The sequence below is a fragment of the Venatoribacter cucullus genome (assembly GCF_016132445.1).
In the GTDB taxonomy this organism is placed as follows: Bacteria; Pseudomonadota; Gammaproteobacteria; order Pseudomonadales; family Oceanobacteraceae; genus Venatoribacter; species Venatoribacter cucullus.
Window position 1 is genome coordinate 190,112 of sequence record NZ_CP046056.1, and the last position, 14,073, is coordinate 204,184.

At 55.2% G+C, this 14,073-nt stretch carries 14 protein-coding genes; 11 read left to right on the forward strand and 3 right to left on the reverse strand.

Annotation, left to right across the window (positions count from 1 at the left end; genetic code table 11):
- The 8 genes from GJQ55_RS00895 to tatA all read left to right on the forward strand — a co-directional run bounded on the left by GJQ55_RS00895 (position 1) and on the right by tatA (position 9,417).
- Complete coding sequence (locus GJQ55_RS00895; protein WP_228345631.1) at positions 1-1,128, forward strand: ABC transporter permease; 1,128 nt, start codon at positions 1-3, stop codon at positions 1,126-1,128.
- A 508-nt stretch (positions 1,129-1,636) separates the two neighbouring features.
- Complete coding sequence (nosR, locus tag GJQ55_RS00900) at positions 1,637-3,688, forward strand: transcriptional regulator NosR (protein WP_228345632.1); 2,052 nt, start codon at positions 1,637-1,639, stop codon at positions 3,686-3,688.
- Between the two features lie 29 nt (positions 3,689-3,717).
- Entirely contained in the window at positions 3,718-5,640 is a 1,923-nt protein-coding gene (gene nosZ, locus GJQ55_RS00905) for a TAT-dependent nitrous-oxide reductase (RefSeq protein ID WP_228345633.1), read from the forward strand.
- Positions 5,641-5,692: 52 nt separating this feature from the next.
- Complete coding sequence (locus GJQ55_RS00910) at positions 5,693-6,937, forward strand: nitrous oxide reductase family maturation protein NosD (protein ID WP_228345634.1); 1,245 nt, start codon at positions 5,693-5,695, stop codon at positions 6,935-6,937.
- A gap of 1 nt (position 6,938) precedes the next feature.
- Positions 6,939-7,853: an ABC transporter ATP-binding protein gene (locus tag GJQ55_RS00915; protein WP_228345635.1), complete on the forward strand. Its 915-nt coding sequence runs from the start codon at positions 6,939-6,941 to the stop codon at positions 7,851-7,853.
- A complete protein-coding gene (locus GJQ55_RS00920; protein WP_228345636.1) occupies positions 7,850-8,680 on the forward strand; it encodes an ABC transporter permease in 831 nt (276 codons plus the stop codon). Before GJQ55_RS00915 ends, GJQ55_RS00920 begins: the two co-directional genes overlap by 4 nt.
- A 19-nt stretch (positions 8,681-8,699) precedes the next feature.
- Complete coding sequence (locus GJQ55_RS00925) at positions 8,700-9,248, forward strand: nitrous oxide reductase accessory protein NosL (RefSeq protein ID WP_228345637.1); 549 nt, start codon at positions 8,700-8,702, stop codon at positions 9,246-9,248.
- Between the two features lie 13 nt (positions 9,249-9,261).
- Positions 9,262-9,417 (forward strand): twin-arginine translocase TatA/TatE family subunit, encoded by a 156-nt coding sequence (gene tatA, locus GJQ55_RS00930; RefSeq protein ID WP_228345638.1) that lies wholly within the window; start codon positions 9,262-9,264, stop codon positions 9,415-9,417.
- 71 nt (positions 9,418-9,488) lie between these two features.
- On the opposite strand, the gene GJQ55_RS00935 is transcribed toward tatA, so the two are convergent.
- A complete protein-coding gene (locus GJQ55_RS00935; protein WP_228345639.1) occupies positions 9,489-9,782 on the reverse strand; it encodes a hypothetical protein in 294 nt (97 codons plus the stop codon).
- Between GJQ55_RS00935 and GJQ55_RS00940 the strand changes: the two genes are divergently transcribed.
- From GJQ55_RS00940 to acuI, 3 genes are read left to right on the forward strand one after another with little or no spacing between them, the layout of a single operon-like run.
- Positions 9,777-11,231: an NAD-dependent succinate-semialdehyde dehydrogenase gene (locus GJQ55_RS00940; RefSeq protein WP_228345640.1), complete on the forward strand. Its 1,455-nt coding sequence runs from the start codon at positions 9,777-9,779 to the stop codon at positions 11,229-11,231. The two genes, GJQ55_RS00935 and GJQ55_RS00940, sit on opposite strands and share 6 nt — an antisense overlap.
- Before the next feature lie 27 nt (positions 11,232-11,258).
- Complete coding sequence (locus GJQ55_RS00945) at positions 11,259-11,933, forward strand: cytochrome b/b6 domain-containing protein (RefSeq protein WP_228345641.1); 675 nt, start codon at positions 11,259-11,261, stop codon at positions 11,931-11,933.
- Between the two features lie 51 nt (positions 11,934-11,984).
- Positions 11,985-12,980 carry an acrylyl-CoA reductase (NADPH) gene (gene acuI, locus GJQ55_RS00950; protein ID WP_228345642.1) on the forward strand — a complete coding sequence of 332 codons (996 nt, stop codon included), beginning with the start codon at positions 11,985-11,987 and terminating at the stop codon, positions 12,978-12,980.
- A gap of 14 nt (positions 12,981-12,994) precedes the next feature.
- On the opposite strand, the gene GJQ55_RS00955 is transcribed toward acuI, so the two are convergent.
- Both GJQ55_RS00955 and GJQ55_RS00960 read right to left on the reverse strand, forming a co-directional pair.
- Complete coding sequence (locus GJQ55_RS00955; protein ID WP_228345643.1) at positions 12,995-13,483, reverse strand: DUF1543 domain-containing protein; 489 nt, start codon at positions 13,481-13,483, stop codon at positions 12,995-12,997.
- A 65-nt stretch (positions 13,484-13,548) separates the two neighbouring features.
- Positions 13,549-13,995: a c-type cytochrome gene (locus GJQ55_RS00960; RefSeq protein ID WP_228345644.1), complete on the reverse strand. Its 447-nt coding sequence runs from the start codon at positions 13,993-13,995 to the stop codon at positions 13,549-13,551.
- Between the last annotated feature and the right edge of the window lie 78 nt (positions 13,996-14,073).

Below are 14,073 nucleotides of genomic sequence, written 5' to 3' on the forward strand. Positions count from 1 at the left end.
ATGTGGCAAACCCTCAGTAATATTTACCGCTTAGGCATTAAAGAGCTGTGGAGCTTATGGCGCGACCCGGCCATGTTGCTGTTGGTGATTTACACCTTTACCGGCAGCCTCTATGTGGCCGCTACCGCCGCCCCGGAAACCCTGCATAAAGCCACCATCGCGGTGGTGGATGAAGACCGCTCGCAACTGTCGGCGCGCCTGATAGGCGCCCTGTATCCGCCGCAATTTATGCCGCCGGCGGATATTCCGCTGTATGAAATGGACCGCGTGCTGGATGAAGGCCGCTACACCTTTGTGCTGAATATTCCGCCGGATTTTGAAAAGGATACGCTGGCCGGTCTGCAGCCCGCCCTGCAGCTGAATGTGGATGCTACGCGCATGAGCCAGGCCTTTACCGGCAACGGCTATATCAGCCAGATTATCAGCAGCGAAGCTCAGGATTATGTGCGCGGTTACCGCGCTGAAACCCATTTACCCGCCGAGCTGGCGTTGCGGGCACGGTTTAATCCGGCGCTGGAACACAGCTGGTTCGGCTCGGTGATGGAGCTGATCAACTCCATTACTATGATCTCCATTATCCTCACCGGCGCGGCGTTAATCCGCGAGCGCGAACACGGCACGGTCGAGCATTTGCTGGTAATGCCGCTGGGGCCGGCGCAGATAATGTTGTCCAAGGTGTGGTCGATGGGGCTGGTGGTAATGCTGATGGTGTGGCTGGCGTTGCAGCTGATTATTCAGGGCGCGCTGGCGGTGCCGATTGAAGGCTCGCTGCTGCTGTTTATGCTGTGCGTGGCGCTGCATTTAACCGCCACCACCTCAATGGCCATTTTTATGGCCACCGTGGCCCGCACCATGCCGCAATTCGGCTTGTTATTAATTCTGGTATTGTTGCCGCTGCAGCTGCTGTCGGGCGGCATGACCCCGCGTGAAAGCATGCCGGAATTCATTCAGACCGTAATGCTGGCAGCGCCGACCACGCATTTTGTGAAAGCCTCGCAGGCGGTGTTGTACCGCGGTGCCGGTATCGATGTGATCTGGCCGCAGCTGCTCAGTCTGGCACTGATTGCCGGGGTGCTGTTTACCGTAGCGCTGAAGCGTTTCCGCCGTACCATCAGCCAGATGGCCTGACCGGAAGAGCCGGCGCAGCGCTCATCCGCCTCGGCCTCGGATATCCGCCGGCTGGCGGACGAAACCAATCAGCGGGTAAAAAGCCTCGCCGCATCACTGCGTAAGCTGAACGAAGAAAATTAAACGCTGAAGGGTCGTATGTAATAACGGGGTGGAGCCTGATGGATTTCCGCCCCAGAGGGTTGCTGCGACCTGCCCTCCGGAAGGCCAGGGGTGAGAATTATTTATTAATACGCACCTCTGGCTAATTCCCACCCCCTGCCATTGACTCATCAAATATTGATCTGAGTTCTGTTTTCTACTCCGGATGGGGTATGTCAGGGTCTTGCTGCGGCTGCGACAATTTGTCGCACACGTCAGGCCGGTTACTGATTCCAGCCATCTTCTGACGCTGAAAAGGAAACCTACGATGTCCGTACCTATCCGCCTCATGCAGAATCTCTTATGGCGGTTTGTCCTTCTCTTTCTGCTTGGTCTGAGTCTTCCTGCCGCGGCTGATGATTCCGGCTTGCAGCGTCTGTACCAAATTCTGCCAGATGCTACGACAATCACCGAACCGGAAGGCGAATACGCCATCCGCAAAGCCATGGCCGGAGAAAAATTACTGGGCTATGTGTTTGAAACCATCAACGTCGCCAACATTCCGGCTTATTCCGGCAAGCCGATCAATATGCAGGTCATCTTAAGCCCTGAGGCGATAATTCTGGATGCCTGGCTGCTGGAGCACCACGAACCGATTCTGTTGGTCGGTATTCCGGAGCAGAAGCTGGTTGATTTTGGTGTTGCCTATCAGGGTATTAAGGCCGATCAGCGCGTGGTGGTAGGCAGTACCAAGGATGAGAATGCCGTAACCGTCGATGCCATCACCGGCGCCACCGTCACCGTGATGGTGGTGAATGAAATCATTATGAAGGCCACTCATACCGTGGCCGCATCCCTGGGGCTGGTCGAGGCGCAACTGGCGCAGAAACAAAAGCCCGCCAATATACTGCCGGAGGCTTACAGCCCGGCGCCCTGGCAACAACTGACCGGCAACGGCTCCATCCGCCGTCTGCACCTGTTGCGCTCGCAGGTTGATGAAGCCTTTAAAGGTACCGAGGCTGAGGCGGTGGAAAAAGCCACTCCGGATCAGCTCAATGACACCTTTATTGATCTGTATATCGCTTATCTGAATGCCCCAACCATTGGCCGTAACCTGCTGGGTGACAGCCAGTACCGTTTTCTGATGGAAGACCTGAAGCCCGGCGAGCATGCCATTGCCGTACTGGCCAACGGCATGTTCTCGTTCAAGGGGTCGGGTTACGTGCGCGGCGGTATTTTTGACCGTATTCAGTTGCGTCAGTTTGGCGATGTTATTTCCTTCCGCGATCTTGATCAGCAACGGCTGTACGATGTTATGGCTGAAGGCGCTCCGGAATTCAAAGAAAAATCGCTGTTTATTATCCGTGATAAAAGCCACTTTGATCCGGGTACCGACTGGACCTTTGAACTGCTGGTGCGCCGCCAGACCGGCCCGGTCGATGGCGTATTCACCAGTTTCGAACTGGGTTATCAACTGCCGGAAGTCTACTTTGAACGTCCGCCTCTTACGGAAGCCGAACTGGCAGCTATTGAAGAGGCCAGCCGTCCGCTGTGGCTGAATATCTGGTATCAGAAGAGTTTCCAGATCGGAATTCTGATCACGGCGCTGGGTGTTTTGCTGGTTATTTTATTCCTGCAGGATTATTTCACCAGCAAGCCTGCATTTCTGCACTGGCTGCGCCGTGGTTATCTGTTATTTACCGTGTTCTTTATCGGTTGGTATTGCCTGGGTCAGCTGTCGGTTGTCAACGTACTGACCTTTGTTCATTCACTGATGCAGGACTTCCGCTGGGAATTATTCCTCAGCGATCCGGTTATATTTATTCTCTGGGCATTTACCGCAGCCACCATTTTGCTCTGGGGACGGGGAGTATTCTGTGGCTGGCTGTGTCCGTTTGGTGCTCTGCAGGAGCTGATTAACGAAGCCGCCCGCAAATTAAAAATTCGCCAGTATGAATTGCCCTTTGCTGTGCACGAACGCTTATGGGCCGTTAAGTACATTATTTTATTGGGTTTATTCGGACTGTCTCTGGAGTCACTTGCGACCGCTGAGCGCTATGCCGAAGTGGAACCCTTTAAAACCGCCATCATGCTCAAATTCAGCCGTGAATGGGGCTTTGTTTTCTACGCCGTGTTGTTGCTGGTTATCAATATTTTTACCCGCAAAGTTTACTGCCGCTATATCTGCCCTCTGGGTGCTGCCCTGGCAATACCGAGTAAAGCCCGCCTGTTCGACTGGCTGAAACGCCGCAAAGAATGTGGCCAGCCTTGCCAGCTCTGCGCCAATGAGTGCGAAATTCAGGCGATTCACCCTGATGGCCGGATTAACCACAACGAATGTCATTACTGCCTCGATTGCCAGATGACCTATCACAACGATAACAAGTGTCCGCCACTGGTTGTTAAACGTAAAAAACAGCAAAGAAATAAACCCGCTCCAGAGCGTATCCCGGTGGTACAGATGGATCCGCAAAACTGAAAAGCCAATCTTGTTCAAGGAGATAGACCATGACAGATAACAGCAACAAACCTGTGTCAGAAAAAGAAAAGACCGGGCTAAGCCGCCGCGGATTCCTCGGTGCCAGTGCTCTGACCGGTGCCGGTGCAGCACTGGTTGGTGCGACCGGCCTGGGTTCTGCCGTAATGAGCCGCGAGGCCTTTGCCGCTGCCGCCAAAGACGCCAAGAAGAAGTACCATGTAGAACCGGGCGAACTGGATGACTACATCGGTTTCTGGAGCGGCGGTCACCAGGGTGAAGTGCGTGTACTGGGCATTCCGTCCATGCGTGAGCTGATGCGCATTCCGGTATTTAATATCGACTCGGCCACCGGCTGGGGGATCACCAACGAAAGTAAGGCGATCATGGGTGATAGTGCGAAGTTCCTGAATGGTGACTGTCACCATCCGCACATCTCCATGAAAGATGGCAAATACGATGGCAAATATGTTTTTATTAACGATAAAGCCAACAGCCGCGTGGCCCGTATCCGCCTGGATATTATGAAGTGCGACAATATGCTGACCGTGCCTAACGTTCAGGCCATTCACGGTCTGCGTCTGCAAAAAGTTCCGTACACCAAATATGTTTTCGCTAACGCCGAATTCGTTATGCCGCATCCGAACGATGGCAAGCATTTCGATTTGCAGGCCGATTACAGCTACACCATGTTTAACGTTATTGACGCAGAAACCATGGAAATGGCCTTCCAGATTATGGTGGACGGTAACCTGGATAACTGTGATGCCGACTATACCGGCCGCTTTGCTGCGTCCACCTGTTACAACTCAGAAAAAGCCTATGATCTGGGCGGTATGATGCGTAACGAGCGTGACTGGGTGGTGGTATTCGACATCCACGCCGCCGAAAAAGCCGTTAAAGCCGGTAAATTCACCACCCTGGGTAATTCCAAAGTGCCGGTGCTGGATGGCCGTAAAAAAGGCGACAAAGACAGCCAGTTCACCCGCTATATTCCGGTACCGAAGAACCCGCACGGCTGCAACACCTCGTCCGATGGCAAATACTTTATTGCCAACGGCAAGCTGTCACCGACCGTATCCATGATCGAAATCGCCAGACTGCCCGACCTGTTTGCCGGCAAGATCAAAGACCCGCGTGACACCATCGTCGCCGAACCAGAACTGGGCCTTGGGCCGCTGCACACCACCTTTGATGGTCGTGGCAACGCCTACACCACCCTGTTCATTGACAGCCAGGTGGTGAAGTGGAATATGGCCGATGCGGTACGTGCCTATAACGGTGAGAATGTTAATTACATCAAGCAGAAACTGGACGTGCAGTATCAGCCGGGTCACATCCATGCATCGCTGTGTGAAACCAGTGAAGCCGATGGTCAGTGGCTGGTAGCGCTGTGCAAATTCTCCAAAGACCGCTTCCTGCAGGTTGGCCCACTGCACCCGGAAAACGACCAGCTGATCGACATTTCCGGTGAAGAAATGAAACTGGTACACGATGGCCCGACCTTCGCTGAACCACACGACTGCACCATGGCCCGCCGTGACCAGATTCGTACCCGGAAAATCTGGCAGCGGGATGACCCCTTCTTTGCCGGCACCGTTGCCATGGCGAAAAAAGATGGCATTACCCTGGAGTCCGATAACAAGGTTATCCGTGATGGCAATAAAGTACGGGTTTACATGACCTCGGTGGCGCCGACTTACGGCATTAACGAGTTTAAGGTAAAACAGGGGGATGAGGTCACTGTGATCGTCACCAACCTCGACCAGATCGAAGACGTTACTCACGGCTTCTGTATGGTAAACCATGGGGTATCCATGGAGATCAGCCCGCAACAGACTGCCTCAGTTACCTTTACCGCTGACAAAGTGGGTATGCACTGGTATTACTGCAACTGGTTCTGCCACGCTCTGCATATGGAGATGGTAGGCCGGATGTTGGTTGAACCAGCCTGATGGCTGGCGGCGGGCCCTGGGCCCGCCGCCCCTTCCACAACTGCAGGGCACTATGATCCTTTCCGTCTTTTTTTTACTGCTGCTGGCCAGTGCCGGAGTACAGGCGCAGTATCAATCTTTGCCGCTGCAGAAGCAGGGTGAGGTGCAGGTACTGCCCGCCGGGCATTACCAGGGCAACTTTCTTATTGATCAACCCGGCCACATCCGCTGTGCCACCGAAGCCGTCATTGACGCCGGAGCGCAGGGTCATGCCGTTAAAATTACCGCCACCGGAGTCAGCCTTGAAGGCTGTCATATCATTAACTGGGGCCGTAATCTGACCGATCTGGATTCCGCTATTTTTGTCGCTGCCCGGGCCGACCATGTACGTCTGCTGAACAATCATCTGCAGGGCGCAGGTTTTGGTATCTGGGCTGATACCAGTAATCACATTGAAATCCATGGCAACCGCATCGACGGTGACGAACGGGTGCGCTCACAAGACCGTGGCAATGGCATTCATTTGTTTTCTGTCCGCCAGGCCATTGTGACCGACAACGTTATCCGCCACACCCGGGATGGCATCTACATCGACACCTCCAACCACAACACCCTGACCGGTAATGTGCTGGAAGACCTGCGCTACGGAATTCACTATATGTTTTCCAATAACAATGTGGTGCACAACAATATTACCCGTCGTACCCGTACCGGCTATGCCCTGATGCAGAGCCGCAGTCTGGATGTACGCAACAATCTGTCTGAAGGCGATCAGAACTACGGCATTCTGATGAACTACATCACCTACTCCACCATCAGCAACAACAGAGTGCAGGGGGTGATCAGCGGCAGCACTGGTGACAGCATGATTCAGGGTGCTGAAGGCAAAGCGTTATTTATCTATAACTCCGTATTCAACACCATCAGCCACAACCACTTTACCGACAGCGTAATGGGTATTCACCTTACCGCTGGTTCTGAAGACAATAAAATTTTTGGCAATGCCTTTATTGCTAATCAACAGCAAGTTAAATATGTCGCCACCCGAACTCAGGAATGGTCCGAAAATGGCCGCGGAAATTACTGGAGCGATTATCTGGGCTGGGACAGAAATGCCGACGATATCGGCGATCTGATCTACGAACCAAACGACAATATCGACCGCTTATTGTGGCTTTATCCACAAATGCGTTTATTACTGAACAGCCCGGCCATTGAATTACTGCGCTGGGTGCAGCAGGCGTTTCCGGTCGTTAAATCACCTGGCGTGCGGGACAGCTTTCCCCTGATGCGCCCACCGCTGACAGAGGCACCTTAAAATGAACCTGGTAGAACTGCAGAATGTCAGCCTTGCTTATGGCCGGATGGAGGTTATAAAAAACCTTTCTCTGCACCTGGCCGAAGGTGAAATACTTGGTTTATTCGGTCATAACGGTGCCGGCAAAACAAGCACTATGAAAATGATCCTTGGTCTGCTCGCGCCCGGCAGCGGCCACGTTCAGGTATTTGGTAATACTCCGGATCATACCGAAGTCCGTAAGCGGCTTGGTTATTTACCGGAAAACGTTATGTTTTATCCGCAATTAAGCGGCGAGGAAACACTGACTTATTTTGCCCGCCTGAAGGGGGCTGCTAACCATCAGGTCGGAGAATTACTGGAAAAAGTCGGGCTGACCCATGCCGCTAAACGTAAAGTAAAAACCTACTCCAAAGGTATGCGTCAGCGGTTGGGCCTGGCTCAGGCATTGCTGGCAAATCCACGCCTGTTATTACTGGACGAGCCGACCGTCGGCCTGGACCCGGTAGCCACGCAGGAACTTTACCAGTTTCTGAACGAGCTGCGTCAGAACGGCACCGGCATTATTCTCTGTTCGCATGTATTACCCGGTGTTGAACCTTACATCAGCCGTGCCGCCATTCTGGCCGGCGGTCAGTTACAGGCTGTCGGCACTCTGAGTGAATTACGCCGTCAGGTAGCACTGCCAACACGCATACGCCTTGGCAGTCTTCCGGAACCGGAGCACTGGCGAGCCCGGTTATCCGGTCTTGGTTTCGATTCCCGCTGTATTGGCCGGGATGCTCTCGAAGTTTTAACTCACAACGGCGCCCACCGGGAGTTACTTAACACCCTGATAAACAGCAGTGAAGCCGCCGATCTGGAGGTCAGCCCCCCCTCCCTCGATGATCTGTACCGCCATTTTGCGGTCGTCCCGGCACCGGAGAAATCGCAATGATGCAAGTCTGGAATATCGCCATTAAAGAGCTGAATGATGGCCTGCGTAACCGCTGGCTGCTGGCTATCAGTCTGCTGTTTGCCATTCTCGCTGCGGGTATTGCCTGGCTTGGCTCAGCCGCCGCCGGCCAGGTTGGTTTCAGTTCCATTCCGGCAACCATTGCCAGCCTGGCCAGCCTGGCAACATTTCTGGTTCCGCTGATTGCGCTGTTGCTTGCTTACGATGCCATCGTGGGTGAAGAAGAAGGCGGAACCCTGTTGTTATTGCTGACCTACCCGCTCAGTCGCGGGCAGTTACTACTGGGGAAATTTATTGGTCATGGGCTGATTCTTGCGCTCGCCACATCCATTGGTTTTGGCAGTGCCGCCATCGCCATTGCGTTATTGGTCAGTGATCTGGATATCTGGCTGCTGATTCATTCGTTTTCACGGTTTATTTTTTCAGCCACATTACTGGGCTGGGTTTTCCTTGCACTGGCCTATTTTCTCAGCAGCAAAGCCAGCGAAAAATCCACCGCAGCCGGCCTCGCGCTTGGTGTGTGGTTTCTGTTTGTGCTGGTGTTTGATCTCAGTCTGCTGGCATTGCTGGTGTTCAGTAAGGGGCAGCTCAATCCTGACCTTCTGCCATGGCTTTTACTGCTTAATCCCACCGATATTTTCCGGCAAATAAATCTGTCCGGTCTTGGCGACAGCAGCTCAATGAATGGCGTTATGGCTTTGGGGCAGGATTTACCCATCACTAATGCCGGACTGTGGATATCATTATTTGTCTGGCTGATTTTCAGCCTGGGTATTGCTCATTTCACCTTACGCCGCCGTGCGATTTAATTTTATAAAGGATAAATTTATGAAAAAAGTATGCTCTTTCATTTCTGTCGCTACCCTGATGTTCAGCGCATTGCTGGCCGGCTGCAGCCAGCCCACCAACAGTGAAACCGCGAAGCAATCACCTGTTGCTTTTCATTCCTCAGATGAGTGCCACGTGTGCGGTATGGCCATCACCCGCTTTCCCGGCCCCAAGGGCGAGGCGATAACCGGCAATGGCAAAACCAGAAAGTTCTGCTCATCCGCCGAGATGCTGCAGTGGTGGTTGCAGCCTGAAAATCAGGTTCAGAACATGACGTTATACGTTCACGATATGAGCCGCAGTGATTGGCACAAGCCGGATGATGCACATCTGATTGATGCCACGCAGGCATTTTATGTTGTTGCACCGGATATGGCAGGCGCAATGGGCACACCAATTGCCAGTTTCGCTGATAAAGAAAAGGCAGAATTTTTTGCTTCCGACAGAAAGACCAGCGTGATGACATTCGACCAGTTAAAAGACGCCCTGCTGCAACATCAGAATACGATGGGCGGAAGCCATTCCAAAGATCACAGCATGCACCATTAAGGCGGGAATGATTATGGGAATAAGTCCATGGCAGTTACTGATCGTCCTTCTGATTGTACTTGTGTTATTTGGCGGTAAACGTCTGCGCTCTCTGGGCGGTGACCTTGGTGGTGCGATCCGGGATTTTCGTAAAGCAGCTAACAAACAACCCGAAGATAGCGAGCAATAGTTCCTGGCCCAACCGTCTGCCGTGAAAAAATCACGGCAGGCACCTATTTTATCGATTCCATACGCCTCCGTTCACCGAATGCCAGCGTCAATTCCGCTGCGCGGGTCCGGTACATCAAACAGGTTTTTGGTTATGGCAAGGTCCACTATGACGGCCTCGCCAGGATCAACAACCGGCTGCTTTGGCTGGCAGCGTTCAAAAACTTCCTGATCGATGGAAAATACCTGCTGGCGGCCTGCGTGGCTGGCCATCGATATCTGCCATAAAGCATGATGCTGATAAGGTATTGGCAGCCACCAAAGCCGGATATATTTTCCAGCCCCGGTGGGGTAGGGTCGGGGCCTGATGCGGAGGTCGTTATGCAATTACAGAATTCTGCGCTGTGGCGCACTCAGGCTCTTATTAATGGTGAATGGCTGGCCGGTTCCCGCCAGTTTGCGGTACTGAACCCGGCCGATGGCTCGGTGCTGGCACAGGTGGCTGATCTGGGCGCCGACGATACCCGTCGCGCCATCGAAGCGGCGGCTGCCGCCATGCCGGCCTGGCAGCAATTACCGGCCGTACAACGCAGCAATGTGTTGTGGCGCTGGTATGAATTGCTGCTGGACAATCAGGAAGACCTGGCCCGGCTGATGACGGCGGAACAAGGTAAACCGCTGGCGGAATCGCGCGGTGAAATTGCTTACGGGGCGTCTTACGTTCGCTGGTTTGCCGAAGAAGCACGGCGGGTTTATGGCGATATTATTCCATTGCCACAGGCTGATCGCCGTGGTCTGGTGATCCATCAGCCGGTCGGCGTAGTCGCCGCCATTACGCCGTGGAATTTCCCCAATGCCATGATTGCCCGCAAAGTGGCGCCAGCGCTGGCGGCCGGTTGCGCGGTGGTGCTGAAGCCAGCGGCAGAAACGCCGCTGTCGGCGCTGGCGATGGCAGAACTGGCGTTACAGGCCGGTGTTCCGGCGGGTATTTTCAATGTGATCACCGCCACCGATGCGCCGGCGGTGGGCGCCGAGATGACCAGCAACCCGCAGGTGCGCAAAGTCACCTTTACCGGCTCGACGCCGGTGGGCAAATTATTGCTGCAACAATGTGCAACCACGGTAAAACGTACGTCAATGGAGCTGGGCGGTAACGCGCCGGTGATCATCTTTGACGATGCCGATCTTGATCTGGCCATTAACGGCACCCTGGCCGCCAAATTCCGCAATGCCGGCCAGACCTGTATCTGCAGCAACCGTTTGCTGGTGCAGGCCGGTATTTACCCGGAATTTGTCCGGCGGCTACAGGAAGCCGTAGCGGCGTTCCGTGTCGGTAACGGCATGGACGAAGGGGTGACGCAGGGGCCGTTAATTTCCCCGCAGGCGGTGGCCAAGGTGCATGCCAAAGTGCAGGCCGCGCAGGCTGGCGGCGCGCAGTTGGTATGCGGCGGCGAGTTGTCACCGCTGGGGGAATATTTTTATCCACCGACTATTCTTACCGGAGTCACGCCGGCCATGGCGGTGTGGCAGGAAGAAATTTTCGGCCCGGTGGCGCCGGTGCTGAAATTCACTACCGAAGCCGAAGCCATTGCGCTGGCCAACGACACCAATGCCGGATTGGCGGCTTACCTATTCAGCCGCGATATGGGCCGTTGCTGGCGCGTCAGCGAAGCCCTGCAATACGGCATGGTGGGGGTGAATGAAACCGCCATCAGTTCCGAGCAGATTCCGTTCGGCGGCGTCAAAGAATCCGGCAGTGGCCGTGAAGGCTCAAAATACGGCCTGCAGGACTATCTGGAAACCAAGTACATTTGCATGGGCGGGTTACAGAGGTAAGCCACTGCAACAGAAGCAGGAGTAAGCATGGACAGTAACAAAATATCGGTGTGGGATATTTTTGTACGTTTGTTTCACTGGTCACTGGTGGCCGCTATTGGTTTTGCCTGGTGGACGGGCGAGCAGGGCGGTGAATGGATGGACTGGCATAAGCGCTGCGGTTACGCCGTGCTGGGGTTGGTGGTTTTCCGCTTGCTGTGGGGCTTCGCCGGCCCTGTGTATGCGCGCTTCAGTCATTTTTTGTACGGCATTCGCACCACACTGGGTTATGGCCGGTCGGTCGTTAAACGACAGGACCCGCCTTACCTGAGCCATAATCCGCTCGGTGGCTGGGCGGTGCTGGCGTTGTTGCTGCTCTGTGCGCTGCAGGCCGGCACCGGGTTGTTTGCCAACGACGATATTTTTACCGAAGGGCCGCTGGTGCATCTGGTCGGGTATGACTGGAGTTCGGAGATTACCCGCTGGCACAAATCGTTGTTTGATCTGTTGCTGGCGGTCATCGGTCTGCATGTGGCCGCGGTGCTGTTCCATCAGTTGGGCCGGCGTGAGCCCCTGTTGCAGGGGATGATTACTGGCCGCAAGCCCGTCGCTGGCGCCGTGGATGTGCAGCCGGCCGTCACCTCTGGGACTGGCGTGTGGGTGAAAGGGGTGCTGCTGGCCGGGCTGGCGGTGCTGACCGTGTGGGGTGTTATTAATCTTTAACCGGCAACCGTGATCGTTGGTCACGCCGGACTATTTATTGGGAGAATCGCTATGTTCAACGCTCTGATTATCCGTAAGGACGACCAACAGCCCAAGCCACAGCAGCAGGTGGCGCTGGAGCAGGTTGACGAACAGCAGCTGCCGGAAGGCAATGTAACGGTGCAGGTTGGCTGGACCACCATGAATTACAAAGATGCACTGGCCATTACCGGCGCATCACCAGTGGTGCGCAGCTTCCCGATGGTGCCGGGCATTGATTTTGCCGGCACGGTGGTGGAATCCCGTGATCCGGCCTACCAGAAAGGCGACCAGGTGGTGCTGAACGGTTGGGGCGTCGGTGAAAAACACTGGGGTGGCATGGCCGGCCTGGCGCGGGTGCCCGGTGACTGGCTGGTACCGCTGCAGGCTCCTTTTACCCAGAAACAGGCCATGGGCATCGGCACCGCCGGTTATACCGCCATGCTCTGTGTGCTGGCGCTGGAAAAACAGGGCATTACGCCAGACTCTGGTCCGGTGCTGGTGACCGGGGCGGCCGGTGGTGTGGGCAGTGTGGCAGTCGCCCTGCTGGCCAAACTGGGCTATCAGGTAACGGCCATGACCGGCCGGGAACAGGAAGCCGATTTCCTGCGCTCACTGGGAGCGGCCGAGATTATCAGCCGGGATGGTTACAGCCAGCCGGGACGGCCGCTGAACAAAGAACGCTGGGCGGCCGCTATTGATGTAGCCGGCGGTCAGGTATTGGCCAATGTCTGTGCCGAAATGCGTTACCGCGGCGTGGTGGCGGCCTGTGGTCTGGCGGCCGGAATGGATTTTCCGGCGACCGTGGCACCCTTTATTTTGCGCGGTGTCACGCTGGTGGGGGTCGATAGTGTGATGGCGCCTTATGCCGACCGGCTGCAGGCCTGGCAGCGGCTGGCACAGGATCTGGATATTACCGCGCTGGAAAAAGTGATGCAGGAAGTGCCGCTGGAACAGGTACAGGAACTGGCGCCGCAGCTGCTGGCTGGTCAGATTCGTGGCCGCCTGGTTATTCCGGTTGCGGACTGAGCAGCCCTGACCGGTTACAGCACAATGTAGTCATTTCTGAACGCACACTCCTGGTGCGGTTCCCGCACCAGGTGTACGTATAACCCCTCGATCTGATCCAGTTGCAGACAGTCGTCCACCTCGGCCAGATTATCGCGGTGTGGTTTAAGCCAGAGTTCGCCGGCGCGCGCTTTGGCCTGTTGTTTGGCACTCTGCATATCGTCTGCCACCAGCAGCAGATAGCGGTGATCTTCACCGAATACCTGTTTTAAATACCCACCCAGATTAACAAAATACAGCCGTGGACCGGCCGCTGGTGGCTCAGGACGCAGCCGCACAGCATAGTCATCCACACCATCAATCTGCATCCAGGCATCAATGTGGACCCGTTTCGGGTCGCCGAACCAGTTGCGGATCAGGGCCGGGTAGGTGTGTGGCAGCGTATCGCCACAGGCAAACACAATATCGTGGACTTCAATTTTGGCGCGCGGATGGTGGCCGCCAAGCATCACCATATACAGCATGGGCAGCAGGCTCTTCAGGCGGGGGGAAATCAGGGTGCCGGCCGGCTGGCCGGCACCCGGCGGGCTCAGTCTCTGAAGTTATCGTGACAGGCTTTGCAGGTTTTGGCCGCGGCCATAAAGGCCGGGCGGATGCTGTTCAGGTCACCGCTTTGGGCTGCAGTCGCCAGCTCGGCGGTGGCTTGCTGGAAGTCCTGCATACCGGCGTCAAACTTGGCGCGTTCGGTTTCAATTTTCGGCAGTGCGGCGGTTTTTTTGTCGTAGGTGCCCGGCAGGAAGGCTTCGCCCGGCATCTGGCTCAGCGCGGCCAGTAGATTGGCGCGGCGGCTGAATTCTTCGGCGTTAAATTCGGTTTTGCCTTTTACCATGTCGCCCAGCGGGCCGAAGTGCCATTTCACCGCTTTGAACACACCCTGACGATATTCAATGGCTTCAAAGGGTTTTACCTGGGCGCTGGCAATGCCGGCGGTGGCGGTTAAGGCGGCGGTCAGGCCGATCAGCAGCATTTTCTTCATGGGATTTCCTCTCTCATTAACGATTGCCGTAGCATGGTGGCGGTCAGTCTATCCCCCATAATGAGTAGGGCCTAGTAA